General features: G+C 69.0%; 24 protein-coding genes and 2 tRNA genes. 4 read left to right on the top strand and 22 right to left on the bottom strand.

The annotated features are described in order from the left end of the window. Window positions 1-37 precede the first annotated feature (37 nt). The 3 genes from ACFU6I_RS23145 to ACFU6I_RS23135 all read right to left on the bottom strand — a co-directional run bounded on the left by ACFU6I_RS23145 (window position 38) and on the right by ACFU6I_RS23135 (window position 2,143). Window positions 38-110, bottom strand: a tRNA-Ala gene (locus ACFU6I_RS23145). Between the two features lie 126 nt (window positions 111-236). Beyond that, window positions 237-470, bottom strand: a complete 234-nt coding sequence (locus tag ACFU6I_RS23140) for a hypothetical protein (RefSeq protein ID WP_018487125.1) — start codon at window positions 468-470, stop codon at window positions 237-239. A gap of 182 nt (window positions 471-652) precedes the next feature. Then, window positions 653-2,143, bottom strand: coding sequence for an MFS transporter (locus ACFU6I_RS23135; protein WP_384369832.1), 1,491 nt, complete (start codon window positions 2,141-2,143; stop codon window positions 653-655). A gap of 228 nt (window positions 2,144-2,371) precedes the next feature. Between ACFU6I_RS23135 and ACFU6I_RS23130 the strand changes: the two genes are divergently transcribed. Further along, the gene (locus ACFU6I_RS23130) at window positions 2,372-3,172 is read left to right on the top strand and encodes a helix-turn-helix transcriptional regulator (protein WP_384369843.1); all 801 of its coding nucleotides are present in this window, start codon (window positions 2,372-2,374) and stop codon (window positions 3,170-3,172) included. Between the two features lie 93 nt (window positions 3,173-3,265). Here ACFU6I_RS23130 and ACFU6I_RS23125 read toward each other — a convergent pair. The 7 genes from ACFU6I_RS23125 to ACFU6I_RS23095 form a co-directional block, all read right to left on the bottom strand. Continuing rightward, a tRNA-Ala gene (locus tag ACFU6I_RS23125) sits at window positions 3,266-3,338 on the bottom strand. Between the two features lie 141 nt (window positions 3,339-3,479). Then, window positions 3,480-4,133 carry a histidine phosphatase family protein gene (locus ACFU6I_RS23120; RefSeq protein WP_384369840.1) on the bottom strand — a complete coding sequence of 218 codons (654 nt, stop codon included), beginning with the start codon at window positions 4,131-4,133 and terminating at the stop codon, window positions 3,480-3,482. Beyond that, window positions 4,130-4,561: a ribosome silencing factor gene (gene rsfS / locus ACFU6I_RS23115; RefSeq protein ID WP_384369829.1), complete on the bottom strand. Its 432-nt coding sequence runs from the start codon at window positions 4,559-4,561 to the stop codon at window positions 4,130-4,132. Before rsfS ends, ACFU6I_RS23120 begins: the two co-directional genes overlap by 4 nt. Before the next feature lie 115 nt (window positions 4,562-4,676). Next, entirely contained in the window at window positions 4,677-6,356 is a 1,680-nt protein-coding gene (locus ACFU6I_RS23110) for an LCP family protein (RefSeq protein WP_384369826.1), read from the bottom strand. A 19-nt stretch (window positions 6,357-6,375) separates the two neighbouring features. Continuing rightward, window positions 6,376-6,993 carry a nicotinate-nucleotide adenylyltransferase gene (gene nadD, locus ACFU6I_RS23105; RefSeq protein WP_266985757.1) on the bottom strand — a complete coding sequence of 206 codons (618 nt, stop codon included), beginning with the start codon at window positions 6,991-6,993 and terminating at the stop codon, window positions 6,376-6,378. A gap of 38 nt (window positions 6,994-7,031) precedes the next feature. Then, window positions 7,032-7,193 carry a hypothetical protein gene (locus tag ACFU6I_RS23100; RefSeq protein WP_266985755.1) on the bottom strand — a complete coding sequence of 54 codons (162 nt, stop codon included), beginning with the start codon at window positions 7,191-7,193 and terminating at the stop codon, window positions 7,032-7,034. Between the two features lie 84 nt (window positions 7,194-7,277). Then, a complete protein-coding gene (locus ACFU6I_RS23095) occupies window positions 7,278-7,430 on the bottom strand; it encodes a hypothetical protein (RefSeq protein WP_266985753.1) in 153 nt (50 codons plus the stop codon). Between the two features lie 110 nt (window positions 7,431-7,540). On the opposite strand from ACFU6I_RS23095, the gene ACFU6I_RS23090 reads away from it, so the two are divergent. After that, window positions 7,541-8,647, top strand: coding sequence for a M48 family metallopeptidase (locus tag ACFU6I_RS23090; protein ID WP_384369823.1), 1,107 nt, complete (start codon window positions 7,541-7,543; stop codon window positions 8,645-8,647). On the opposite strand, the gene ACFU6I_RS23085 is transcribed toward ACFU6I_RS23090, so the two are convergent. The 5 genes from ACFU6I_RS23085 to proB form a co-directional block, all read right to left on the bottom strand. After that, window positions 8,592-9,734 carry a hypothetical protein gene (locus ACFU6I_RS23085; RefSeq protein WP_384369820.1) on the bottom strand — a complete coding sequence of 381 codons (1,143 nt, stop codon included), beginning with the start codon at window positions 9,732-9,734 and terminating at the stop codon, window positions 8,592-8,594. The two genes, ACFU6I_RS23090 and ACFU6I_RS23085, sit on opposite strands and share 56 nt — an antisense overlap. A 72-nt stretch (window positions 9,735-9,806) precedes the next feature. After that, on the bottom strand, window positions 9,807-10,451 hold the full coding sequence (locus ACFU6I_RS23080; protein ID WP_384369817.1) for a hypothetical protein: 645 nt from the start codon (window positions 10,449-10,451) through the stop codon (window positions 9,807-9,809). Between the two features lie 65 nt (window positions 10,452-10,516). After that, entirely contained in the window at window positions 10,517-11,800 is a 1,284-nt protein-coding gene (locus ACFU6I_RS23075; protein WP_384369814.1) for a glutamate-5-semialdehyde dehydrogenase, read from the bottom strand. Window positions 11,801-11,879: 79 nt separating this feature from the next. After that, window positions 11,880-12,392 carry a hypothetical protein gene (locus tag ACFU6I_RS23070; RefSeq protein ID WP_384369811.1) on the bottom strand — a complete coding sequence of 171 codons (513 nt, stop codon included), beginning with the start codon at window positions 12,390-12,392 and terminating at the stop codon, window positions 11,880-11,882. 143 nt (window positions 12,393-12,535) lie between these two features. Further along, window positions 12,536-13,642: a glutamate 5-kinase gene (proB, locus tag ACFU6I_RS23065; RefSeq protein ID WP_384369837.1), complete on the bottom strand. Its 1,107-nt coding sequence runs from the start codon at window positions 13,640-13,642 to the stop codon at window positions 12,536-12,538. 391 nt (window positions 13,643-14,033) lie between these two features. On the opposite strand from proB, the gene ACFU6I_RS23060 reads away from it, so the two are divergent. Together ACFU6I_RS23060 and ACFU6I_RS23055 are read left to right on the top strand one after the other, a co-directional pair. Continuing rightward, the gene (locus ACFU6I_RS23060; RefSeq protein WP_384369808.1) at window positions 14,034-16,073 is read left to right on the top strand and encodes a glycosyltransferase family 2 protein; all 2,040 of its coding nucleotides are present in this window, start codon (window positions 14,034-14,036) and stop codon (window positions 16,071-16,073) included. A 52-nt stretch (window positions 16,074-16,125) separates the two neighbouring features. Beyond that, window positions 16,126-16,725, top strand: coding sequence for a dTDP-4-dehydrorhamnose 3,5-epimerase family protein (locus tag ACFU6I_RS23055; RefSeq protein ID WP_384369805.1), 600 nt, complete (start codon window positions 16,126-16,128; stop codon window positions 16,723-16,725). Between the two features lie 73 nt (window positions 16,726-16,798). Here the strand turns inward: ACFU6I_RS23055 and ACFU6I_RS23050 are convergent, their stop codons facing one another. The 7 genes from ACFU6I_RS23050 to ACFU6I_RS23020 all read right to left on the bottom strand — a co-directional run bounded on the left by ACFU6I_RS23050 (window position 16,799) and on the right by ACFU6I_RS23020 (window position 25,850). After that, window positions 16,799-17,593, bottom strand: a complete 795-nt coding sequence (locus ACFU6I_RS23050) for a class I SAM-dependent methyltransferase (protein ID WP_384369802.1) — start codon at window positions 17,591-17,593, stop codon at window positions 16,799-16,801. A gap of 165 nt (window positions 17,594-17,758) precedes the next feature. Then, window positions 17,759-18,643 (bottom strand): dTDP-4-dehydrorhamnose reductase, encoded by an 885-nt coding sequence (gene rfbD / locus ACFU6I_RS23045; protein WP_384369799.1) that lies wholly within the window; start codon window positions 18,641-18,643, stop codon window positions 17,759-17,761. Further along, window positions 18,640-19,626 (bottom strand): dTDP-glucose 4,6-dehydratase, encoded by a 987-nt coding sequence (rfbB, locus tag ACFU6I_RS23040; protein WP_384369796.1) that lies wholly within the window; start codon window positions 19,624-19,626, stop codon window positions 18,640-18,642. Before rfbB ends, rfbD begins: the two co-directional genes overlap by 4 nt. Then, complete coding sequence (locus tag ACFU6I_RS23035; RefSeq protein WP_266985732.1) at window positions 19,623-20,693, bottom strand: glucose-1-phosphate thymidylyltransferase; 1,071 nt, start codon at window positions 20,691-20,693, stop codon at window positions 19,623-19,625. Before ACFU6I_RS23035 ends, rfbB begins: the two co-directional genes overlap by 4 nt. Before the next feature lie 112 nt (window positions 20,694-20,805). Further along, a complete protein-coding gene (locus tag ACFU6I_RS23030) occupies window positions 20,806-22,032 on the bottom strand; it encodes a glycosyltransferase family 2 protein (protein ID WP_384369793.1) in 1,227 nt (408 codons plus the stop codon). 139 nt (window positions 22,033-22,171) lie between these two features. Further along, window positions 22,172-24,217, bottom strand: a complete 2,046-nt coding sequence (locus ACFU6I_RS23025; protein ID WP_384369790.1) for a hypothetical protein — start codon at window positions 24,215-24,217, stop codon at window positions 22,172-22,174. 133 nt (window positions 24,218-24,350) lie between these two features. Beyond that, the gene (locus ACFU6I_RS23020; RefSeq protein ID WP_384369787.1) at window positions 24,351-25,850 is read right to left on the bottom strand and encodes a D-ribitol-5-phosphate cytidylyltransferase; all 1,500 of its coding nucleotides are present in this window, start codon (window positions 25,848-25,850) and stop codon (window positions 24,351-24,353) included. Between the last annotated feature and the right edge of the window lie 38 nt (window positions 25,851-25,888).

The raw sequence follows: 25,888 nt of genomic DNA, 5'->3' as shown, positions 1-25,888 counted from the left end.
ATCCGATTCGGATGACCCGCTTCCTGTTACTTCCCTGTGGAGCTAAGGAGAATTGAACTCCTGACCTCCTGCATGCCATGCAGGCGCTCTACCAACTGAGCTATAGCCCCGTGCTGTGTTCCGCCCGGTCTCCCTGGCGACATCGAGAACATTACACGGTCACCCCGGCCCACCACCAAATCGATTCCCACAGGAACCGATTTGCCCCAATTCGGCAAGGTTGTGTGCCGCGGCGCTCAGGCGGTCGCGAAGGAGTAGAAGCGCTTCAGGGTGCAGTGCTCCTCCAGCAGCCGTCCGTAGATCGGCTCCCCCTCCAGCTCCCGGTACGTCTCGATCGGGTCGCCTTTTATGATCAGCGCCCGCGCACACTCCTCGCACCAGTACTGGTACTCGGCATTGATCGGATCCATGTCCCGGACAATGGGCGTACCGCTGCCGCACCAGTCGCACTTCCGCCTGTGTGCACCCATGGATCAGCTCCGGCCGTGGCCGCGGGCTGTGCACATGCGGGAGGTTCCGCCGTTCTCTTCGGGGACTCCGGGAACAAGGGGCAGGTCCGCGACCTCGTGGCGGCTCGCAGGCATCGCGCTCCCTCCCGTTCGGTCCGTCGCCCCCTCCGGCGGTCCGATTCTGCCATGACCCCGCAAGGGGGTCAGCCCTGCCGAGAATCGACCCGTTGCCGACGCCTCACGAGACCGACCGACACGCCCACGATCGCGGCCGCCGACAGCGCGAGGGCGCACACCCACAGCGCATGGCCGAACCCGTGCGCCCCTGGCGCATCAAGGCGGTTGACGTACAGCGTGCCGAACGTCGCGACACCGATGAGCTGACCCAGCTGGGTGACGGTCACCAGCACACCACTCGCGTCGGCGGCGTCCTCGGGCCGCACGTCGGCCAGCGCATGCGTGAGGAGGGGACTGAATCCCAGTGACATGCCGATCCCCATGACGATCAAAGCCGCATACAGCATGAATCCACCGTCCCCGCCGTCGCGCATCACCAGCCCGACCCCCACCGAGGCGGCGGCCACCAGGACGAACCCGCCCGGAACCAGGACCCTTTGGAGACCTGTGGGCCACCGGCGCCAGGTCAGCCCGACCGCGCCGAAGGCCACCGCGGTCGGTGCGAACATCAGCCCGGCACGCAGCGCCGAGTAGCCGAGACCGCCCTGGACGTGCAGCGTCATCGCAAAGAGGAAGCCCGCGTTGATCGCCATCACCAGCAGAATCCGCAGCGCCGCCGACGCGATTTGGGGAATACGCAGCACCCTGAGGGCGATCAGGGGTGCGCCGCCGCCCGCGGCCAGCCGCGTCTCGTACGCGACGAACCCGGCGAAGAACACGACGGAGGCGAGCAGGCAGACCCAGGACCAGGCCGGCCAGTCCAACTCCTGCCCGAGGACGAGGGGCACGGCGAACAGTGTGACGGCGGCGGTGAGAAGGACCAGGCCCGGCAGGTCGAGCCCGCGGGCCCGCACCTCCTCCCTGGCCTGCCCCGCACGCGGTTCGCGTGGCAGCACGCGTCGGCCGAGCCCCAGCAGAACCAGCCCGATCGGTACGTTCACCAGGAAGACCGGTCGCCAACCCGCCCCGAACAGGTCGGCGCTGACCAGCACCCCGCCCACGACCTGCCCGGCGGCCGCGCCGGTGGCGAGCACCGCACTGTAGGCGCCCAGAGCCCGGATCCGCGCCGCACCGGTGAAGTGCCGCTGGATCAGGCTGAGCACCTGCGGAATCATCACCGCGGCACCCATCCCCTGGATCAGCCGGAAGGCGATCAACTGTCCGGTGTCCGCGGCCAGTCCGCAGGCGAGTGAGGCGGCGGTGAAGACCGTGAGCCCGGCCAGATGGGCGCGGCCGTGGCCGAGCAGGTCCCCGAGCCTCGCGCCGGTGATCAGCAGAACGGCGTACGTAATGGTGTAACCGGCCACGACGAGCTGCAACCCGGCACCGGAGGCGCCGAGTTCGGTGCGGATCGTCGGGGCGGCGACATTGACGATGAAGGTGTCGAGCAGGGCCATGAACTGGGCGGCCAGGACCAGGGCGAGCAGCCGGCCGGGACGTCCGGCCGTGACGCCGTTGTCGGTGGTGCCGTCTTTACTGGGTACGGAACGTGGAGTTGCCTCGGATGTCGATGTCATGACTCGAAGCGTGCCGCCGGCCTCATACGGGTAACGAGAGCCCGCCGATGCTGGTACTGGCAGCACCTGGCAACTCCGCTGCGGGGCACCGACCATGGGGGTGTGACGACGGTGACGACACAGCACGACACGCAGAACACGCAGGACCACGAGCGAAATCCGGCCCCGAACCGGCCTGACCGGCGCCGACATCAGTCCCGTCGTCGGCGGTCGGAGCTCGCCGCCTTCCTGCGCAGTCGCCGGGCACGGGTGACGCCCGCCGACGTGGGCATGCCGCCGGGCCTGCGCCGCCGCACTCCGGGCCTGCGCCGCGAGGAGGTCGCCCAGCTCTCCGGGGTCGGTGTCACCTGGTACACGTGGCTGGAGCAGGGCCGCCCCATCAATGCCTCACCACAGGTCCTGGACGCCGTGGCGCGGACGCTCCGACTGGACGGCCCCGAGCGCGAACACCTCTATCAGCTGGCGGAGGTGGCGTACGCACCGGGCAGGCAGGCCGACACGATCGAGGTCGGGCCGGAGATCCAGGGCATCATCGACGCCCTCGACCCGCATCCCGCTGTCGTCTACAACACGAGGTACGACGTCCTCGCCACCAACGCCGCCTACCTCGACCTGTTCAACGTGCCCGCGCTGACGGAGTCGGGGATACGGAACGTGCTGTGGGGGCTGTTCACGGTGGCCGAGGAGGAGTGCCCGGTCGTGCACCGGACCCAGGAGCTGCCGATCATGGTGGCGACGCTGCGCGGGGCCTACGGGCGCCATACCGGCGAGCCGGCCTGGGAGTCGTTGGTGGAGCGACTCTCCGCGGCCAGTCCGTACTTCGCCGAGCTCTGGCGGAGCGGGGATGTCGCCCCGCCGGGTCCGCGGGTGAAGACGTTCCGTCACTGGGCAACGGAGCGCGAGATACGGATGACGTCGGTGTCACTGTCCATCAACGGGCTTCCGGAGTGCCGGATCGTGGTGTACACACCCGCCGACGAGGAGAGCGCGGAGCAGGTCGCGGCGCTGCGCCGACGCCGCCAAGGGTGAGTGGCGGCACGCATGCGGGAACACAGACGGATCCTGGAACGCCTGGGGGGAACGCGAAGATCCCGCCCCCTGCCGGGGACGGGATCTTGATTGTGGAGCTAAGGAGAATTGAACTCCTGACCTCCTGCATGCCATGCAGGCGCTCTACCAACTGAGCTATAGCCCCGCTGTTCGCTTGTGTTTCTCTGCGTTTCCGCGCTGCGAACAAGAAGAACTTTAGCCTGTGACCAGCCAGAAAGTGAAATCCGGCCGACGCCGCCCGGCGAGGGCCTCCGAGCACCGCCGTGAGGCGCCCCGGAGAGACGTCCTAGGTGTCGTCGCCGAGCACGGGTTCGGGCAGGGTGCCTGCGTTGTGCTCCAGCAGGCGCCAGCCACGCGCGCCCTCGCCCAGCACCGACCAGCAGCAGTTGGAGAGCCCGCCCAGCCCTTCCCAGTGGCGCGCCTCCAGGCCGAGCAGCCGCCCGATGGTGGTGCGGATGGTGCCGCCGTGGCTGACCACGACGAGCGTGCCGCCGTCGGGCAGCTTGGCGGCGTGCTCGAGCACGACGGGGGCAGCCCGGTCGGCGACCTCGGTCTCGAGTTCGCCGCCGCCGCGCCGCACGGGCTCGCCCCGCTTCCACGCGGCGTACTGCTCGCCGTACCGCTCGACGATCTCTTCGTGGGTGAGGCCCTGCCAGGCACCCGCGTACGTCTCGCGCAGTCCCGCGTCATGGGTGATGTCGAGCCCGGTGATCGCGGCGAGTTCGGCGGCCGTGGCGGCCGCCCGCCGCAGATCCGAGGCGACGATGGCATCGGGCTTCAGCGAGGCGAGCAGCCGGGCGGCCCGGTGGGCCTGCCCGACGCCGGTCTCGGTGAGCTCGATGTCCATGGAGCCCTGGAATCGGCGCTCCAGGTTCCACGCCGTCTGGCCGTGTCGCCAAAGGACGATCCTGCGGCCCCTGCCGCTGCTGCTGCCGTTCAGCTCTGGTCACCTTCCACGCCGCCGGTGAGCTGGGCGTGCTCCTCGGCCTTCCCCCGGGTCCTGACGGCGTCCTCGGGCAGCGAAATCTCGGGGCAGTCCTTCCACAGGCGCTCCAGCGCGTAGAAGACGCGCTCCTCGCTGTGCTGGACGTGGATCACGATGTCGACGTAGTCGAGGAGGATCCAGCGGGCGTCGCGGTCGCCCTCACGGCGCACCGGCTTGACCCCGAGCTCCTTCTGAAGCCGCTCCTCGATCTCGTCGACGATCGACTTGACCTGGCGGTCGTTGGGGGCCGAGGCCAGCAGGAAGGCGTCCGTGATCGACAGCACGTCGCTGACGTCGTACGCAATGATGTCGTGCGCGAGCCGGTCGGCGGCCGCCTGAGCGGCGGCGTTGATGAGCTCGATGGAGCGGTCCGTGGCGGTCACAAGCAGGCTTTCGTCGGCGGTCAGATCAACCTCTAGGGTCTCACGGACCGCCGACAGCCCACGCAGCGATCTTTTGAAGATCGTTCCTGGAGATCGTCCAGGAGATGGAGCCCGACTACTTGATCTTGTAGTCCTGACCGAGAACGACGGACACATCCGCGTTCGCGGCAGGCTTGCCCCGCTTCACCGCGCTCACCGGCAGGCCCAGGGTCTTGGCGACCTGGGTCGCCTTCTCCTTGTCGGCCGCATCACGGTAGAGGACCTCGGACGAAGCCGCGGTACCGGTGTTGCCGCCGCCGACGAAGGCATAGCCACCGTTGACCAGTGCGATCCGGGCGGACTCCGTACCGCCCGCGTTCCCGGTGCCGTTCCTGACCCCGACCCGCACGGCCGCGTCCTGGTCCGGTGCCTTCACCGTGCCGCCGAGGATGTCCTTGACGACGCTCTCGGTGGCCGCGTCGGTCAGGGTTCCGTCGGCCTGCACCGGCAGCAGCGCCGTCTTGTAGTCGCCGATCTTGGCATGTTCGGCGAGCTTCGCCAGGGACGCGCCGAGGTCCTTCTCCGGCAACGACGGGTCGAGGATCTGCGCCAGCGTCTGCACAGTGACGGTGGCGGCCTTCGGATCGTCCGAGATCTTCCGCAGCACGCCGCGCATGACCTGCCCGAACCGCATCAGCTGCTTCGCCTCGGCCTCACCGGTGCCCCGGTAGGTGGCGTACGCGACGGCCATCTGCCCGCTCAGGGTCTGCGCCTCGCCCTTCTTCACGAGGGGGGACGCGTCCTTCTTGGTGTCGGGCACATCGGTGTCGGTGTCGACCTCGATGTTGCCGACCAGGTCGACGAGGTTCTCCAGGTACGGGGTGTCCAGGCGCCACGTACCGGAGATCTTGGTGCCGAGCAGCGTGTCGATCGACTCGCGGGTGCCGGTCGAACCGTCGTCGTCGACGGACTTTCCGAGAGTGGTCGTGTTGCCCTCGTCGTCGGCGACGGCGAGCGAGTTGGGGAGAAGGACCGTGGTCCCCTGCTTGGTGGTGACGTTGTCGACGAGCAGCGCCGTGGAGGTTCCGCCCTTCTTCGTGTTGTGCAAATGGACCACGATGACATCGCGCTGCTGCGGACCCGTCGCCGCGGTGTTCTTCTCCTCCGAGCCGCCGAGGCCCGGGATTTTGCCCGCGGACCAGAGGTAGCCGACACCGCCGACCACGACGAGGGCCACCACGACGACGAGCGCGACCATCCGGTTGCGGCCGCGTCGCCGTGCCTCCTCGCGCCGCTCGCTGCGGCTCTCGGTGAACTTCAGCCAGTCGATGACGTCTTCGGAGTCCTCGTCGGGCTCCTCGATGAAGGAGAACTGCCCGGTGCCGTACTCGCGGTCCGAGCGGCGCTGCTCCGGAACGGCGGGCTCGGGCTCGGAGTCGAACCCGGATCGCGGTTCCGGCTGCTGCGGGGCGGATTCGGGTGCGGGCGCGGGAGCCTGCTGCGGGATGCTCCACTGCGCCGTGGTGTCGACCGCGGCCGGCTGCTGACCGGTGTCGTAGCCGTACCCGTCGTAGCCATGGCCCTGTTGCTGGGAGGCATACGGGTCGTACTGCTGCGGCTGTTGAGACTGCTGCCCGCCGTACGGGTCGTATCCGTACCCCTGCTGCCCCTGCTGCTGCGCGTACGGGTCGTACTGCTGCGGCTGCTGTTCCTGGTGCTGCCCGGGCTGCTGATACACCGGCTGCCCGTACTCGTCGTAGCCGACGATCTGCGGCTGCTGGTAGTACGGGTCGTACGGGTTCTGTCGGTCGTTCACCGCTCCCCCTCTCCGTGGCTCATTCGCCGCGGTACAGCTGGCGCTTGTCGATGTATCGGACCACGCCGTCCGGCACCAAGTACCAGACGGGATCCCCGTGCGCGACCCGCTCACGGCAGTCCGTGGACGAGATCGCGAGCGCGGGGACCTCCACGAGGGAGACACCGCCTTCCGGCAGCCCCGCGTCCGTGAGCACATGCCCCGGCCGTGTCACACCGATGAAGTGGGACAGCGAGAAGAGCTCCTCGGCGTCCCGCCAGGTGAGGATCTGGGAGAGGGCATCGGCGCCGGTGATGAAGAAGAGGTCCGCGTCGCCGTGGATGGCGCGAAGGTCCCGGAGCGTATCGATCGTGTACGTCGGTCCGCCACGGTCGATGTCGCTGCGGCTGACCGAGAACTGCGGGTTGGACGCCGTCGCGATGACCGTCATCAGATAGCGGTCCTCGGCCGGGGACACATTCTTGTGGCTCTTCTGCCACGGCTGCCCGGTCGGGACGAACACCACCTCGTCGAGGTGGAACCGGGCGGCCACCTCGCTGGCCGCCACCAGGTGTCCATGATGAATCGGGTCAAACGTCCCGCCCATCACGCCGAGTCGGCGTTTTGCGGCACCAGTAGGCACTTCCTGCTCTCCCATGCGTGCAGAGCCTACTGGCACAGCTGTACGCCTCGGCCTCAGCGGTCGCGGTTGAAGCGGGTGGTGATCCACAGCAGGAGCAGCAGCACGACGAACGCACCGCCACCGGTCAGGTACGGGTTGAGGCTTTCGTGGTTACCACCCTCGCCGCCCTCGGAGGCGAGGGTGACCAGCTGGTGCGCGGTGCTTGTGAGGCTCATCTTCGGCAGGACCTATCGATCGGGAGTCGGAAGGAAGACGTCGCGGACATCGTATGCGGGTGCTCCCGGCACGCTCACGCCGACTCAGTCGTTGTTGTCGTCGTTGCGGTATCCGCGGAGCAGGAACCACGCGAGCAGCGCCGCGCCGATGAGCGACGCGAGCAGCACGATCCGGAGGGTGTTGCCCGGGCCCTGGTCCTCGGATGCGGCGGCGAGCAGAGCAACGGTGTGCGGCATATTGGGCGTCTCCTCAGTTATCCACAGCCCCCCGCACACCGTAGCCCCAGCACCTACGCTGGGATGTGCCAGGGGGCGAGCGACGTCTCGTACGAACAGGGGGCCCATCCATGACCGACAGCAGCCACACGAGTCACGAGAACGTGCCGAGCAGGCAGCGCAGGCGTTTCGCCGGCATCTCGTCCCGGGCCTACGAACACCCGGCGGACCGCTCGGCCCTGGTGGCCCTGCGCAAACTGAGCGGTTTCGACACCGTGTTCAAGGCGCTCAGCGGACTGCTCCCCGAGCGCAGTCTGCGGCTGCTCTTCCTCTCCGACTCCGTCCGGGTGAGCGACGCCCAGTTCGCCCATCTCAACGACATGCTCCGCGACGCCTGTTACATCCTGGACCTGGAGAAGGTCCCGCCGATGTACGTCACCCAGGACCCGAAGCCCAATGCCATGTGCATCGGTCTCGACGAGCCGATCATCGTGGTGACGACGGGGCTGGTGGAGCTGCTCGACGAGGAGGAGATGCGGGCGGTCGTCGGCCACGAGGTGGGACACGCCCTCTCCGGCCACGCCGTGTACCGCACGATTCTGCTGTTCCTCACCAATCTTGCGCTGAAGGTCGCCTGGATCCCGCTCGGCAATGTCGCGATCATGGCGATCGTGACGGCGCTGCGCGAGTGGTTCCGCAAGTCGGAGCTCTCCGCGGACCGGGCGGGACTGCTGGTCGGCCAGGATCTGCAGGCGTCGATGCGCGGCCTGATGAAGATCGCCGGTGGCAACCATCTGCACGAGATGAACGTGGACGCCTTCCTCGCCCAGGCGGACGAGTACGAGAAGGGCGGCGACCTGCGCGACTCCGTGCTCAAGATCCTCAATGTGCTGCCCCGCTCCCACCCGTTCACCACGGTGCGCGCGGCCGAGCTGAAGAAGTGGTCCGAGAGCCGCGACTACCAGCGGATCATGGATGGCCACTACCCGCGGCGCGACGAGGACAAGGACACCTCGGTGACGGACTCGTTCCGGGAGTCCGCCTCGCATTACGCCGATTCGGTGCGCACCAGCAAGGATCCGCTGATGAAGCTCGTCGGCGACATAGCGGGTGGCGCCGGGGACCTGGGCGGCAAGCTCCGCGACAAGTTCACCGGCGGCGGCTCGGCCGGCAAGGGGGGCGCTACGGGTGGCTCCGAAGAGACCCGGCGGTCGGGGCCGGAAGACCAGGAGAGCTAGAGCTCACAGGAGCCCGGGACGGGTGCGCGCTGAGCTCCAGCGTCCCGCAGAGCGCCGCAGCGGGCCTGCCCGTGGCGTACGGGTCGGTGCCCGCCGGTCCGCGGGATTCCGCCCGCTGGCCGGCGAGCAGCGGACGCAGTGCGCCGGTGGTGTCGGCCGAGCAGGCCTGCGGTCCGGCCTGGACGTAGCTGGTCCGCAGCTCCAGCCGGTGCAGCCGCAGGTCCTCCCGGTCGAAGCGGAAGTGCAGCTCGCGCCGGACGGTGAACAGGGAGACGCCACCTGCCGGTTGGGGGCCGGAGACGGCCGGGCGCAGGGCGTACGTGAAGGTGTGGTCCGACACCACCTCCAGGGTGTCGGTCCCCTCCTCCGAGTAGGCCAGGGTGCCCTGGACCCGGATGCCCGGGTCGGCCAGTGCCACCTTCGCCGGGTCGAACCGCACCAGCCAGCCGGCCGCGGCGTGCTGCCCGTCGTCGTCCGGTCGGCTCATGCTCCGGTCGAACTGGCTCACCTGGTCCGGGTCGAGCAGGAGCTCCACCGGCCGTATCGCGCGGCCGGTGAGGACGTCGGGGTCGAGGGAGGACACGACCAGGTAGTCCTTGGCCGTGGTCAGGGCGGTGATCACCTGGCTCTCCGAGAAATTGTCCGTCCGCCGGACCATCGGGAAGTTGATGCCTGAGGCACCTGTCCGGAACTCTGCGGCGGGGCTGGTGGCGAAGAGAGCGGCGGCCGTGCCGCCGGGCACGGTGCCGCGGGGCGCCAGGGGTATGACGGTCGAACGCAGTGCCTCGGCCCGTCGGCCGGCGGGCGCCTGGTACGGGTGCCGGAAGCCTATGTAGACGGCCGCGGCGAAGGCCAGGGCTATCAGGACGACGAGGGCCAGGACGGCCCGGGAGCCGGTGCGCAGGTGCCGGGCGGGGAGGCTGCGTACGGCGCGGGCATGCTCGCCCATGCGCTCCTGGGCGGAGAATTCCTGGAGCCGGGCAGCGCGGACGAACGACTCGTCGAAGACGACGGATCGGTACTCGTCCTCGCCGCCACCGGGGAGCCCCTCGGGTGTCCCCTCGGGCGGGCCTCCACTCCCTGCCATACCTTCAGAGTAGGTCGGCGGGGGCCTGCGTAAACGCACTGGTGCGCGTCAAGTTCGTACGCGATCTTCAGGTCATGGAGTGCGGGGCACCGCGGAGACGGCCGGCCGGGAGTGATCCGCGGAGCCCGAGGGGCCGCCCGGACGTCCGGGAAGCGGTCCGCCGCCCGTTCGGGACTCCACGGCCCTCTGCTCGGGCGCGCTGTCCACGCCGGTCGAGGCGGGCGGCGGCACCTGGTCCTGCCGGTTGGCCGAGGCGCCCCGGTAGACCGCGCTGAAGGCCAGCGCGACCATACCGATGCCCATCAGCAGCGCGAGCAGCCAGGCCACCGGCCGGTGCCAGCGTGCGGCACCTCGGTAGGGACGCAGGGCGCCTCCATGGCGCCCGTAGGGGCTGTTGTCGTAATCGCCCAGCCCGTCGGGGTCCATCGGGTCGCCGTAGGGGCTTCCGCGGCTGTAGTCGCCGCCCGGGCCGTACCCGTCGTCGAAGAAATCGTCGTCGCCGGGGCCGCCGCCTGCGCGGGCTCGGGCCGCCTCGGCCTCGGCGCGCGCCTCGGCAGCGGCCAACAGCCGCTCCACCGCGGTGGCTTCATGGAACTCGGCGGCCCGGACGAAGTCCTCGTCGAACACCACGGAGGCGAAGTCCTCGTCCGCGCCCCCGCGGTCGTCGTCGGGCTCCCAGCCGTCCGGAAACGGCCTGCCCCCCACGTCGTCCGGCACAGCTTCAGCGTAGCCCCGGCGGGTCGATTTGGGCAGGGAGAGCGCAAAATCGCCGGGGCCGGAGATCACCGAACGTGACCGTCACCTGTCACGATGTACTTCGTCGAGGTCAGCTCCGGCAGCCCCATCGGGCCCCTGGCATGCAGCTTCTGCGTGGAGATCCCGATTTCCGCACCGAAACCGAACTGCCCTCCGTCGGTGAACCGGGTGGATGCATTTACGGCGACTGTCGTGGAATCCACCAGTTGGGTGAACCGGCGGGCGGCGGCCTGCGAGGTGGTGACGATCGCCTCGGTGTGGCCCGAGGACCAGAGCCGGATGTGTGCCACCGCCGCGTCCAGCGATTCGACGACGGCTGCCGCGATGTCGTACGAGAGGTACTCGGTCTCCCAGTCCTCGGGCGTCGCCGCCACGACGGTGGCCTTGGACCCGTCGGCGTACTCCAGGACCCGCTCGTCACCGTGGACCGTCACCCCTGCGTCGGCCAGCGCGTCCAGGGCCCGGGGCATGAACTCCGCGGCGACGTCCTTGTGGACCAGCAGCGTCTCGGCGGAGTTGCAGACGCTCGGACGCTGGGCCTTGGAGTTGATCAGGATCTCGACGGCCATGTCGAGGTCGGTCTGCGCGTCCACGTACACGTGGCAGTTGCCTGTTCCGGTCTCGATGACCGGAACCGTCGATTCCTCCACGACCGTACGGATCAGCGAGGCGCCGCCGCGCGGGATCAGTACGTCGACGAGACCGCGGGCCCGCATCAGTTCACGCACCGAGTCGCGGCTCTCGCCCGGCACCAACTGCACCGCGTCGGCCGGCAGCCCGGAACCTCCCACCGCGTCGCGCACCACGCGGACGAGTGCGGTGTTGGAGGCGTACGCGGACGACGAGCCGCGCAGCAGGACGGCGTTGCCGGACTTCAGGCAGAGCGCCGCGGCGTCCACCGTCACATTGGGCCGGGCCTCGTAGATGATCCCGACGACGCCGAGCGGCACCCGGACCTGGCGCAGGTCGATGCCGTTGGGCAGGGTCGAGCCGCGCACCACTTCGCCGACCGGGTCGGGCAGGGCCGCCACGTGTCGCACATCGGCGGCGATGGCCCGGATCCGCTCGGGGGTGAGGGTGAGCCGGTCGACGATCGACTCGCTGGTGCCTGCCTCGCGGGCGCGGGCGACGTCCTCGGCGTTGGCCTCGACGATCTCGCTCGTCCGCACTTCCAGCGCGTCCGCGATCGCGAGCAGCGCGTCGTCCTTGGCCGCACGCGGCAGTGGCGCGATGTCGGCGGCGGCAGAGCGTGCCCGGTAGGCGGCCTGGGCGACCGGGGACATGTTGTCGTACGGCGAAAGCGTGGTCATGCCCGCAGGGTAGTGCGCAGACTGCGGGCATCCCTCACGTATCCCGTGATGCGAGACGACCGTCCCAGAACGGGCCGGTTCAGTACGGGTGGACGCCGACCGGTGCGGCCGGCGGCGGCCCGTATCCCTCGGCGATCCGCTGGTGGTACGTCTCCCGGTCGATGACCTCCAGGCCGACGATCTCCCAGGGCGGCAGTTTGGCGCTGGAGCGGTGCTCGCCCCACAGCCGCAGCGCGACCGCCGCCGCGTCGTGCAGATCGCGGGCCTCCTCCCAGTAGCGGATCTCCGCGTGGTCGTTGGCGTACCGGCTGGTCAGCAGGAAGGGGTGGTCGTGCGCGAGCTGTTCCAGACCGCGTCTGACCTCCTTCAGCGGAGTCTCGGTGCCTGAGACGCTGAGCGTGATGTGCCACAGCTTCGACTGGGTGCGTCCCTCCTTCGCTCCCGTCGGCTCGGGGCCTGGGGTTCCGTCGGTGGCCCTGTCGACGACCCTGTCCGCGGGCCGGTTCCCGTCGAAGCCGGCACCTGCTCCGACGCTGGTCAGGGTGCGGCCACCCGTTCCTCGGGGCGGCGCCCCCGGGTGCGCTCGTCTCACCGGCGGCCTCCTGTCAATGCGTTGCTGTGCTGTACCCCGCTGTGTCCCCGTTACAAAGTTGACCAGTCCCGGGCCGGGCGTGGGGCGGTTTTCATGAAGGTCTCCGCCGGAAGTCCGGACTTTTCAGTCGATTCAGGGGCAGGTCAGTGGTGCAGGAGGACCAGATCGTCCCTGTGTACGACCTCGCGCTCGTACGCCGGCCCGAGCTCGCGTGCCAGGTCACGGGTGGAGCGCCCGAGCAGCTGCGGAATCTCCTTGGCGTCGAAGTTGACGAGTCCGCGGGCCACGGGGCGGCCGCGCAGGTCGCGCAGTTCCACCGGGTCCCCCGCGGTGAACTCGCCCTCGACGGCGGCGATCCCGGCCGGCAGGAGCGAGCTGTGGCGCTCGACGACGGCCCGTACGGCCCCGTCGTCCAGGGTCAGCCATCCCTGCGGGGTGGAGGCGTGGGCCAGCCAGAGCAACCGGTCGGCCGAGCGGCGTCCGGTGCGGTGGAAGTACGTACCGGTGTCGCGGCCCGCGAGGGCGTCGGCGGCGCGGCTCGCGGAGGTCAGCACGACCGGCACCCCGGCGGCCGTGGCGATCCGGGCGGCTTCGACCTTGGTGACCATGCCGCCGGTGCCGACGCCCGCCTTTCCGGCGCTGCCGATGGTGACGCCCTCCAGGTCGGTGGGGCCCGTCACCTCGGCGATGCGTGTGGTGCCGGGGGTGCTGGGGTCGCCGTCGTAGAGGCCGTCGACGTCGGAGAGGAGGACCAGCAGGTCGGCGCGGACGAGGTGGGCGACGAGCGCGGCGAGCCGGTCGTTGTCGCCGAACCGGATCTCGTCGGTGGCCACGGTGTCGTTCTCGTTGACGACCGGGAGCGCGCCCATCTCCAGGAGCTGGTCCAGGGTGCGGTACGCGTTGCGGTAGTGGGCGCGGCGGCTCGTGTCGTTGCTGGTCAGCAGCACCTGGCCGACGCGTACGCCGTACCGCGCGAAGGAGGCGGTGTAGCGGGCGACGAGCAGCCCCTGGCCGACGCTGGCCGCGGCCTGCTGCCTGGCCAGGTCCTTGGGCCGGCGCACCAGGCCGAGCGGGGCGAGTCCGGCCGCGATGGCGCCGGAGGAGACGAGGACGATCTCCTTCTCGCCGCCGCTCCTGACCTTGGCGAGCACATCGACGAGTGCGTCGACCCGGTCGGCGTCCAGGCCTCCGGCCGCGGTGGTGAGGGACGAGGACCCGACCTTGACCACGATCCTGCGCGCCTCGGTCACGCCCTGTCTTGCCCCTGCCACGTGCACTGTCCCCGTCCTCGCCGTCGGCTCCGCCTGCTCGCCGTCAGGGTACGCGAGCCGCATGGGGCGCGGACCGAACGGGCGTTCCCGATAATCGGACTCCACTCTCCCTTTTCGGTCATTGAGCGGAGACCGGTTACCCCGAGGAGCGCCGGAGCGGAAGCGGTCAGATCAAATGATTCGCAAATCCGTACGGGCCTTTCGGCGGCCGAATCATTGACCACCGCCCTGGGCAACCATCCGGCCACGCCGTCCATCTAACAGTCGATAGGGTGCACAGCAGGCGGTGCTGTATCGCCGTTCTCCGCAGCGCGCGGCCCCGCACCCGCCGCCGGCTCACAGGGCCTCTATCAGCCATGGGACAGTAGCGATGCCAATTAAAGTAAGTGTCGTCATTCCGGTATACAACCCGGGCAGGTTCATCGAACCCTGCATCGACTCGCTCCTGCGGCAGACCCTACCGGCGCGGGAGTTCGAAGTCCTCTTCGTCAACGACGGGTCGACGGACGACACTCCTGACCGCCTCAAGCAGCTGGCCGCGGAGCATCCGCATTTCCGGGTGATCACCATCCCGAATTCCGGCTGGCCGGGAAAGCCCCGCAACGTCGGGGTGGCCGAGGCGAAGGGGGAATACGTCCAGTTCGTGGACCAGGACGACCATCTCGCCTCCGGCGCCCTGGAGCGGCTGTACGACATGGGCCGACGCAACGGCTCGGACATTGTCATCGGCAAGGTGGCCAGCAACTTCCGCGGCGTCCCGCACGGCGTGTTCAAGACGAATCGCGAGAAGTGCACCCTGCGCGACGCCCCGCTGTACGACAGCCTCACACCGCACAAGATGTTTCGTACGGAATTCCTCCGTGAGAACGGCATCGCCTACCCCGAGGGGAAGCGTCGCCTGGAGGACCAGCTCTACATGATGCAGGCGTACTTCCCGGCCAAGGTCGTCTCCATCCTGGGCACGTACACCTGCTACTACTACTCGAAGCGGGACGACGGCAAGAACGCCGGATCGACGAGGATCGTGCCGTCCGGCTACTACGGGAACCTCCGCGAGGTCCTCGACGTCGTCATGGCCCATACGGAGCCGGGAGAATTCCGGGACCGGCTGCTGCGCCGCTTCTACCGCGTCGAGATGCTCAGCCGGCTCAGCGAGCCGGCGGTGCTGCGCTACCAGCCGGAGTTCTACGACGAGATGTGCGACGCCATCCGGCCGCTGGCCACGGACTTCATGGGCGACGGAGTGCACGACGGCCTGGGTCCGGTCCTGCGGGCGCGGTCGACACTGCTGCGCGAGGACGACCGGCAGGGTCTCCTCCGCATCGCGCGCTTCGCCTCGTCCGTCACGGCGGCGGCACAGCTGGAGACATTCGCCTGGCAGCCGGACGGCAGGATCGCGATCACCGTCAGCGCCCGGCTGGTCCACGGCGAGGACCGGGCCCCGGTACGGCTGCTGCGCCGCGAGGGCCGCTATTACCTGCACCCCGATCTCGCCGACGGGCTGCAGGCCGACGGCGGACTGCTGGACATCACCGACGACCTCGACGGCTTCTCCGCCGAACTCTCGCTCCGCAATCGCGAGACGGCCGTCGAGTGGCCCTGCCCCGCGACGTTCACCAGGAAGACGGAAGAGCTCGGAGACGACGTCTGCGAAGTCGTCCTGCACGGCAGCGGCCATCTGTCCGCCGAGGCGGTCAAGGGCCGCGGGCGGGTGTCGCGCGGCTTCTGGGACGTCTGGGTGCCACTGCGCGGACTGGGCCTGGTCCGCAAGGCCCGGCTCGGCGCCGACCGTGCCGAAGGCGTGGACGCCGCCTGTCTGCCCGCCTCCCTCGGGTCCCCGGCGCGCGCTGTCATCCCGTACTTCACCGATCCGCACGGCAACCTCACGCTCGATGTCGCCCGCCGCAGCAAGAAGCTGGCCGACCATCTCGCGGGCCGTCCGGTGCTGCGGACGCCGGGCATCCGGCCGGAGCTGCGGCTGGACCTCTTCACCACGACTGCCACCGCCGTCTCCGGCGCCCAGCTGGTCCTGAGCCCGGCCGACGGGACAACCGGCACCGTCCGCACGGTACGGACCTCGCTGCACCCCGCCGAGGGCCGCGCCCATCTGACGGTGCCCGGACGTGCGCGGGGAGTCGCGACGGGCAACTGGAAGCTCTCCGTCCGGCTCGACGGCGAGGACGGCCCCGCGCTCCCGCTCTGCGACGTCACCGTCGGCGGCCGCGGCCGGATCCACCTCGACCCGGCCCTGCCCGAGGTCGACGCCACGATCATGGCGGAGGTCGGCACGAAGCGCCGGAGGGCGGCGCTGCGGCGGGCGCTGCGCACGGTCGGCGGCCCGCTCGTCCGCAGGCTCCCGCCCGGCGGCCGCAAGCGGGCGCGTCGCCTGGCCGCCCGATTCACCAGCTGATCCGGGGTCCCGGACCATCCCCTCAGCCAGCACGGAACAAGGACGTGATCGCATGCGGCAGCTCTCTCTCGAAGGCGCCTGGGTGCACGAGCCCAAGGTCTTCCCGGACAGTCGCGGCAGCTTCCACGAGTGGTTCAGGGCCTCCGAGCTCAGCGAGGCCGCAGGCCACGGTCTGCAGCTCGCCCAGGCCAATTTCTCGGTCTCCCGCCGCGGCACGCTGCGCGGTATCCACTTCGCCGATGTGCCGCCGAGCCAGGCGAAGTACGTCAAGTGCGTGCGCGGCGCGGTGCTCGACGTCATCGTGGACATCCGGGTCGGCTCCCCCACGTACAAGCAGTGGGAGGCGGTACGCCTCGACGACATGGGCCATCACGCGGTCTACCTCGCCGAGGGGCTCGGACACTCCTTCATGGCGCTGACGGACGACGCGACGGTCCTCTATCTGTGCTCCGAGGGGTACGCGCCCGGTCGTGAGCACGGCATCGACCCGCTCGACCCGGAGCTGTCGATCGAGTGGCCGGAGGGCATCACCCCACTGCTCTCGGAGAAGGACGCCGCCGCCCCTTCGCTGGCCGAGGCCGAGAAGCAGGGCCTGCTTCCTTCGTACGAGGCGTGCCGGGCGTACTACGCGCAGCTGCGCGCCCGGGGCTGAACGGGCGGCAGCGCAGCGAAAGCCCCCTGGAATTCGCCGGAGGGATCACGGGGGCTTCTCCGTCCGCGCGGACTCAGCCCGCGACGGCCTCGATACGCCCGCGCAGCGACGTGAACGCCGAGCGGGGACGGCGCAGATTGCGGGCCCGGGTCAGCGCGGGCCAGAAGTCGGCCCCGAGCAGCGTCTCCGGCCGGACTGCGGTCTTGCGCACCAGTACCTCTTCGGGCACGTCCTGAGGATCGGGTACGACATACTCCTCGATGATCTTGTCGTACGCGTTCTTCAGAATGTCGCTCTCCGGATCGGCACCGAACACGGCGACCACTCCGGTCGGCGCCGTATCGATCTCGACGACCACCAGGTCGGGGCGGTAACGGCGCAGCACCTGCACCACCTTGTAGACATCGCCGGTCCAGAATTTGGTGTGCCGGTCCCGGGCCGCCTCGTCGACATTGCGCGGCAGCATGTCATCGAGAACGATCACGCTCGACCAGCGGGAATGCCGTTCGACGTTCATGAAGTCGCGCAACGCGTACTCGAAGAGGTGCATGCCGTCGATGAAGGAGAGTTCCACCTTGGGATCTCCGCCGAGCACATTGAGCGGGTCCCGGCGGGCGAGTGCCCGGAACGGGTTGCGGCCGTTGCGCAGATGGATCAGCGGGTCCTTGCGGGCGAAGAAGGCGTCGCTCGTCGCCTTGACCAGGTGGACGTCGCAGCTGATGTCCGTCACCACGCGGAAGGCCGGGTCGACGGCGACGGATGGCACCCGCGAAAGGGCCAGGCTCCTGCCGTCATTGACCCCGATCTCCAGATAGTTCCGAGGCCGGTAGACACGGTGCATGTGACGCAGAAACTCATGGCGGTTCACGTGGAGCGGCCCTTCGACAGAAATCAACTGGTCCGATTCCCGGCGAAGTTACCCTATGAATGCACTGCGGCGTAAGCGTTCTTCCATTGTTAACACCTGGGGTCTCCCGCGAGCGGAATACAGGAGGCCAGTTGACTGCCGGTTATCGGTGTGATCATTGGATGATCAGGGGCGTTCCGTTCGGAGCAGTGCCGGAAATGCCTCCACCAGCGCCTCCCGCCAGTCGCGGACCGGTTCCATTCCGGCCGCCGCCCAGCGGTCGTGCCCGAGCACGCTGAACGCGGGCCGGGGCGCAGGCCGGACGAAGGCGTCGCTGGTGGTGGGGCGGACGCGCGACGGGTCGGCGCCCAGGAGCCGGAAGATCTCCCGGGTGAAGCCGAACCAGGTGGTCTCACCGCCGCTGGTGCCGTGGTAGACGCCCGCGGGGGCGGTCCCTGCCAGGGCGGCCTGCCCGAGCCGGACCAGCTGGCCTGCCAGGTCGGCGGTCCAGGTGGGTTGTCCGCGCTGGTCGTCGACCACGTCGAGGGTGTCCTTGACTCCCTCCAGTTTGATCATCGTACGGACGAAGTTGGGGCCGCCCGCGCCGTACAGCCAGGCGGTGCGGACGACGTAACCGGTGTCCGGAAGGGTCTCCAGGACGGCACGCTCCCCCGCCAGTTTGGTCCGCCCGTAGGCGCTGCGCGGGCCGGTCGCGGCGTCCTCCGGGTAAGGCTTCTCGGCGTCCCCGGCGAAGACGTAGTCGGTCGAGACCTGGAGGAGGACCGTGCCGTATGCGCGGCAGGCGGCGGCAAGGACCTCCGGGCCCGTGCCGTTGACCCGCAGCGCCGCGTCCTCCTGGGACTCGGCGTCGTCGACGGCGGTCCAGGCGGCGCAGTTCACGACAACGGCGGGACGGTGCCGCTCGAAGCCCGCCCGCACCGAGGCGGGGTCGGTGATGTCCATGGCCGCGCGGTCGGCGGCGACCGCGGTGAGGCCCTCGCCGACGAGCCGGGCCAGGACGTCCTGGCCGAGCATCCCGGCGGCTCCGGTCACCAGCCAGGCGGCGCTCACAGGGCGGCCCTGCTCTTCAGCGGCTCCCACCAGGCACGGTTGTCGCGGTACCACTGCACGGTTTCCGCGAGTCCCGTGCGGAAGTCCTTGCGGGGCTCGTAGCCGAGCTCCTCGCGGATCTTCGTGCAGTCGACGGAGTAGCGGCGGTCGTGGCCCTTGCGGTCCTCGACGTAGGTGACGCTGGTGTCCCAGTCGGCGCCGCAGGCGTCCAGCAGCAGGCCGGTGAGTTCCTTGTTGGAGAGTTCGGTGCCGCCGCCGATGTTGTACACCTCGCCGGCCCGGCCCCTCGTGCGGACCAGTTCGATGCCCTGGACGTGGTCGTCGATGTGCAGCCAGTCGCGGACGTTGGCGCCGTCTCCGTACAGCGGGACCGTCCTGCCGTCCAGCAGGTTGGTGACGAACAGCGGGATGACCTTCTCGGGGAAGTGGTGGTGCCCGTAGTTGTTGGAGCAGCGGGTCACCCGCACGTCGAGGCCGTGGGTGCGGTGGTACGAGAGGGCGATCAGATCGCTGGACGCCTTGGCCGCGGAGTACGGCGAGTTGGGCGCCAGCGGGTCGGTCTCGGGCCAGGAGCCCTCGTCGATCGAACCGTAGACCTCGTCGGTCGAGATGTGCACGAAGGTCCTGATGCCCGCCAGGTGTGCGGCGTGGATCAGGGTGTGGGTGCCCACCACATTCGTACGGACGAACTCGGCACCGCCGTCGATGGACCGGTCCACATGCGACTCGGCGGCGAAGTGCACCACCTCGTCGTGCTCGGCCATCAGCTTGGAGACCAGCTCGGGGTCGCAGATGTCGCCCTGCACGAAGGCGAAGCCGGGGTGCTCGCGGACCTCGTCGAGATTGGCCGGGTTGCCCGCGTAGGTGAGCTTGTCGAGCACCGTGACGGCGACATCGCCGGGCCCCTGCGGGCCGAGCACCGTACGGACGTAGTGCGAACCGATGAAGCCGGCCCCTCCGGTCACCAGGATGTTGGTCGTCATGAGGAGATCTGCACCTTGCTGTGGTCGCCGAGCACGAGTCGGTGGGCGGACGGGGATCGGGGGGCGGGGGTCACTTCGACGTCATGGCCGATGAGCGACGCCTCGACGCGCCGGACACCGGCGATGGAGGCGCCCTGCAGAACGATGGAGTACTCGATCTCGCTGTCCTCGATCCGGCAGTTCTGCGCGATCGAGGTGAACGGGCCGACGTACGCGCCGCTGATCACCGATCCCGCACCGATGATCACGGGGCCGACGATCCGGCTGCCGGTGACCTTGGCACCGGCCTCGATCCGGACCCGGCCGATGATCTCGCTGTCGTCGTCGACGTCGGCGCCCTCGACGGACGGCTCGACGGTCTCCAGCACGGTCCGGTTGACCTCCAGCATGTCGGTGACATTGCCGGTGTCCTTCCAGTACCCGCGGATGGTGGTGGAGCGGACGTCGCGTCGCTGGTCGATCAGCCACTGGATGGCGTGCGTGATCTCCAACTCGCCGCGCCAGGAAGGCTGGATCGAACGCACCGCCTCGTGGACGGCGGGTGTGAAGAGATAGACACCGACGAGCGCAAGATCGCTCTTGGGCCTCTTCGGCTTCTCCTCCAGGGCCACCACCCGGCCGTCGCCGTCGAGTTCGGCGACGCCGAACGCGGTCGGATTGGGCACCCGGGTCAGCAGGATCTGGGCCTCGGGCCGGTCCGCGCGGAACTCCTCGACCAGACCGGCGATCCCGCCGACGATGAAGTTGTCACCGAGGTACATCACGAAGTCGTCGTCGCCCAGGAAGTCGCGGGCGATCAGCACCGCGTGCGCGAGCCCGAGCGGCTCGGCCTGCGGGATGTAGGTGACATCGAGGCCGAACCGGGAACCGTCGCCGACCGCCTCGCGGATCTCCTCGGCCGTGTCGCCCACGATGATGCCGACCTCGGTGATGCCGGCCTCCGCGATCGCTTCCAGGCCGTAGAACAGCACCGGCTTGTTCGCCACGGGGACCAGCTGTTTGGCCGAGGTGTGCGTGATGGGGCGGAGACGGGTGCCCGCCCCTCCGGACAGTACGAGAGCCTTCACGTGACCAGTCCTCATGGTGAGATGTCGGTCCTGTCGCGCGGCGCGACCTTCTGGGCGATTTTACCGAGAATCCACCTTCGATTCGGGGGAAATCCGCGGGTCGAGCGACCGTTCAGCCCGTGCTCAGGCGCGACGTCAAGCGTCGGACGTCCCTGCGCATACGGCGCGCCACCCGCCGGGAGAGCGACGCCCGGCGAGCCGCGGCCGCGGGCTGCTCGATGCGCTTGCCGCCGTGCCAGTCGGGCACGGTGACCTGGAAGACGGAGTCGCGGAGCCCGGCCGACCGGTCACGGAAGTGCGGGTACGCGAGATAGAGCCTGTCGCCCCCGCGCGAACGGATCACGTCCGGAACGGTCTCCGCCCGGAGGAACTCCAGGTGGTCGACGAGCAGGTCGGCACGCCCCTTGGCGACGCAGGCGAGCCGCAGCCGCTCGGCCACCTTGATCCGCCCGGCCACGCCGTCGTTCCAGTACGCGTCCATCAGTGGCGCCGCGAGCTCCATCTTGTGGCGATGCACCTCCGGCGACTCCTTGAGCACGCGAGGACCGAACTGCTGCAGCATGCCGACCGTGAAGGGCCGGACCATCAGGAAATCACGCTTCGGACCTGCGGGTTCGAGCCGGTGAATGAGCTCCATCATCGCCCGCATGGAATCGAAGCGCCATTCATAGGTGCCGCTCTTGGTGACGTGCTTTCCGTCGTCCCGGCCGACCAGGTAATAGCAGACGTAGTCGGAGATCACGGAGATCCCGGCGCCTCGCAGATATGCCTCCAGGGTGAACAGGGCGTCCTCGCCGGTCCGGAGATCTTCGTCGAATCGCAGCGCGAGCCGTTCCAGCAATTCCCGCCGGAAGAGTTTCTGCGCGCTCAGCGTGTATATGACCTTGGAGTTGTATACGTCGACCCGGTCCTTGGTGGCCTTCCACATCGACCGGGGCGCTCCCCGGTTGACGCCGATCACCTTTCCGAGCACGACATCGGTGCCGGCCCGGTCGGCCGTGGCGACCATCCGCTCCAGGGCCTCGTCGCCGAAGTAGTCGTCGGCGTCGAGGAAGAAGACATAGCGGCCGCGCGCCATGCCGAGCCCCACGTTGCGCGGGCCGCTCGGGCCGCCGGAGTTCGCCTGACGCACGACTCTCGTCGGCACCGCGGAGCGGGCGGCGAATTCCTCCAGGTATTCGCCGGTGCCATCGGTCGAACCGTCGTCGACCGCGACGATTTCGATCCGGTCCGCGCCGATCGTCTGGGACTCCACGGATTCGAGACAGCGCACGAGGTACGGCATTGCCTCATACGCTCCGACGATCACCGTCACGTCAGGAATTTGAATCTCGTTCACACCCACAGAAGACAGCCGACGCGACCCGTTGGTTGTCCGACACTCGACGCGTGAACAGTGACGCTCATCACAAAGGCCCGGCAAATCCCCTCAGGGTCTTTACCGGGCCTTGGTGAACCTGTATAGGTTGCGGCGTTTTTCAGCCGTTCACGGGCTCGCTCAGGCTGATCGCCACACCCTTGTTCCGCGCTTCCGACTTGGCGGCGAGCGCCGTCACGGCCGCGTCGAACTGCACGATGGACGTGGGCTCGTCCGGGCCGAGCAGATAGCGCTTCAGCTCACGCCGGGCGTCCGCCAGGGTGTCCGCGCTCTCGTCGACCACCGCGCCGAGCAGGGCATCCAGCTCGGTCGCCGCGTTGGAGAGGATCACTGCGGCACGCACCGCGGTGTTCTGCCGACGGAACTCGTCCTCGCCCAGCTCGGCGGAGTCCGTGACCGCGTACGGCTTGCCGCTCGCGATGAAGTCGGACACCACACTGGAGATGTCCGAGACCATGCCGTCCGACTCGTTGAAGCAGTCGTACAGACGCATCTGGGAGCCGGAGATGACCTTGTGCTCCCACCAGCCCAGCGAGCGCCAGAACGCGGCGTTCCACTCGTCCTTCAGCCTCGCGGTCTCGGCCTCGCGCGCCGGGTCCGCGAGCGAGTCCCGGGAGAGCTCCGCCTCGTCCCGGGCCACACGGCCGCCGCTCGGCTCCGCGGCCAGCTGCGCCTCGATGCGGGCCAGCTCGGACTGCGCCGCGGCGCGCTCGCCTTGCAGGGTGGCCGATTCCGTGGCCCAGCGCGGGTCGGTGGCACGCCTGGCGGCGGCCTCCTCGATCATCGCGGTGATGCGCTGGTGCACGGCCTTGGCCGCACGGCTGCGGGTGCCGGTGAAGGGGTGCGGCTTGTACAGCAGCCGCACCGGCGGCTCGGCCTCCAGCAGCCGCCGGACGATGTTCTCGCCGGCCAGCAGCAGCGAGGTGTTCCCCGGGTTGTCGTCCCAGCCCTCCCAGGTGGGCGCGTACAGCACGGTCGGGATCGGGTTCTTCGGCGCGCCGGTCCACGGCTTGATGGAGGCCAGCTGGGGACGGCCCACCTCGACGATGTCCTCGTCCCGTACGCCGACGTCGGCCAGCGCATAACGGTCGCGGCCGGCCCGGCCCGCGGTCCACACCTCGTCGTAGACCTTGCTGTACGGGTTGACGCTGGCGAGCTTGTCGCTGTCGCCGTGGCCGATGAAGACGTGCTTCATGGTCGGCACCCGCAGCAGGTGGATGTTCTTGCCGACGTTGGCGGCGTAGAGGGCAACCCGCACCGACGACAGGTTCAGGTTCATCAGGTGCACGCCACCGGGTACGCAGAGCACCGGCACCGAGGTCGTGCTCAGCTGCGGGACCATGGTGCGCTCCCGCAGCAGGATGAGAGGCCGGCCACCGAGCTGTGCCATCGTTTCCAGCCACATGTTGACCTGGTAGGCCGATTCCTTCGAGCCGGAGAAGTACAGCATCACCGTCGGCTGGTACTCACCGAGCCAGTCGCCCACGGCCTTGAGCACCTTGGCCTCGGGCGGCGCGAGGCGGCTCGGCCGGACATGGGGAAGGAGCGCTGCCAGATAGCCGACCGCGACGACGAGCGTGAGCCCGAGTCCCACGTAGGCGAGCCCGTGCCTGCCGGTCTCGATCGCGGCCAGGACGCCGATCATCGCGAAGACGTCCAGGTGCAGCATCTTCTCCGCAGACCGGTTCATCAGCAGCTGCGGCGGGGCGTCCGGAATCCGCGCGGCTTCGAGGTCGACGTTGAGGGTGACCACCGGAAGCTTGCGGCGCAGCCGGATGAGGGCGACCATCGCGCCCTGCGGCGCCTGGAGACCGTAGAAGACCAGCAGGCAGGCGATCGTCACGTAGAAGAGCGTCTCCTCGCCGTATCCCATGCGGGAGAGCAGCAGGATCAACAGGAGCTGGCGCACCAGGAAGCGGATCGAGAGCCCGGCTCGGACGGCGGCCAAGCGGTTGATCAGGTAGCTGCCGCAGTTGTGCAGATACCGGTCCGCCAGGTACGTCGCCGCTGCTGCCACGACGAAGAACCACAGATTGGGGATTATCGCCGCGAGCATTATGCACGGGAACCCCAGAGCCATGAGGAGCGCGGCGGTCAGCTCCGAACCGCTGCCCACACGAGCCAAGCGAATGGCTTTCGAAATCACGAAGTACCGCTTCCGAAAAGGGTGCCGACTTTTTACCTTACGAGGGAAGTGTGAAGAAGACCTTCACGAATTCGGACCCCTGCGGTTCGCACGAGCGACAACAGGGGTCCGAATAGTCGATTGTCAAGCAGTATTACACATCCGCCTGCCGATCCAGGACAGCGGCAAGCGCCTGTTCGAAGCCGGATGCCTCGGATGCACCACGGGTCGGGTCCTGCTGACGTACGTCGATGACGTGGCCGGTCATCTCGGAGAGCAGGACGTCGAGCGAGGTGCGGGCGACCGCCTCGGAGGAGAGCAGCGTGCCCGCGGGCTCGTCGCCGAACGCCTTGGTGCGCATCGGGGTCGCGGTGCGCTCGGGGTTCACGCAGTTCACCCGCACTCCGTCACCCGCCCACTCGTCCGAGAGCGCCTGGGTCAGGTTGACCATGGCGGCCTTGGTCGACGAATAGAGGCTGTACTCCGCGCGTCCGCGGGTGTAGCTGCTGGAGGTGTAGAGCAGCAGCTGACCCTTGGTCTCCACGAGGTACTTGTACGAGGCGCGGGCGATCTGCACGGGCGCCAGGTAGTTGACGTTCAGCGCTTCCTGGATGGTTGCGTTGTCCGTCTCGGCCAGCTTGCCGATGCGCAGCACGCCCGCGGTGTTGATCACGTAGTCGACGCGGCCGGTGTCCGCGTAGGCCTTGGAGAGAGCCTCGTCGACGTGCTCGGGGTTCTCCACGTGCGTACCGGTGGTGGAGCGGCCCAGGGCATAGACGTTGGCGCCGTAGGACTCGGCGAGCGTCGCGATGTCCGCGCCGATCCCGTACGAGCCGCCGAAGACGACCAGGGTCTTGCCGGTGAGCAGTTCGCGGTAGGCGGCGTCGTCGGCCGGCTGCGGGACGGCCGTCGAGGCCAGCTGGAAGAGCTTGTCCGCGATGAAGACATCGACCGGCTGGGTGACCTTCATGTTGTACTCGTCGCCCGCCACGACGTAGATCGGCACGTCGGGGAGGTACTTCAGCACGACCGAGCAGTCGTCGGTGGCCTGGAAGTTCGGGTCGCCCGCGGCGACCTCGTAGGCGCGGCGGATCGTGGAGAGCTTGAAGGCCTGCGGCGTCTGGCCACGGCGGAGCCGGGACCGGTCGGGCACGTCGGTGATGAACTCGCCGTCACCGCCGTGGGTGCGGGTCACGATGATCGTGTCCGCGGACGGGATGGCGACGTCGACGGCCTGGTAGCGGTCCAGGGCGTCCACGCAGTCCTGGATGACGCGCTGCGACAGCAGGGGGCGCACGGCGTCGTGGAAGAGGACATTGCGGTCCTCGCCCTCGGCCAGGCCCTCACCGAGGGCCGCGATGGCGCGCTCGGTGGTCTCGTTGCGCGTGGCGCCTCCCTCGATCACCTTGGTGACCTTGGTCAGGCCGGCCTTGGCGATGATCTTCTCGACGTCGGGCACATAGCCCGGCGCCATCAGAACGATGATGTCGTCGATGGAATCGGCCTGCTGGAAGATCGACAGCGTGTGCTCGATGACAGCCTTGCCTGCGATCTTCAGCAGCTGCTTGGGGATCGACAGCCCCACGCGCTGGCCGGTACCGCCGGCGAGCACGACTGCTGTGGTTCGGGCTTTAGCTATGTGCTGAGCAGACACAGACGACCTACCTTGCGAGGGCTGGGAGACACAGCGAT

The sequence above is a fragment of the Streptomyces sp. NPDC057486 genome (assembly GCF_042802415.1).
Classification (GTDB): Bacteria; Actinomycetota; Actinomycetes; order Streptomycetales; family Streptomycetaceae; genus Streptomyces; species Streptomyces yanii.
The sequence above is the reverse complement of the archived record's forward strand: the minus strand, read 5'-3'. Positions and strand labels throughout refer to the sequence as shown.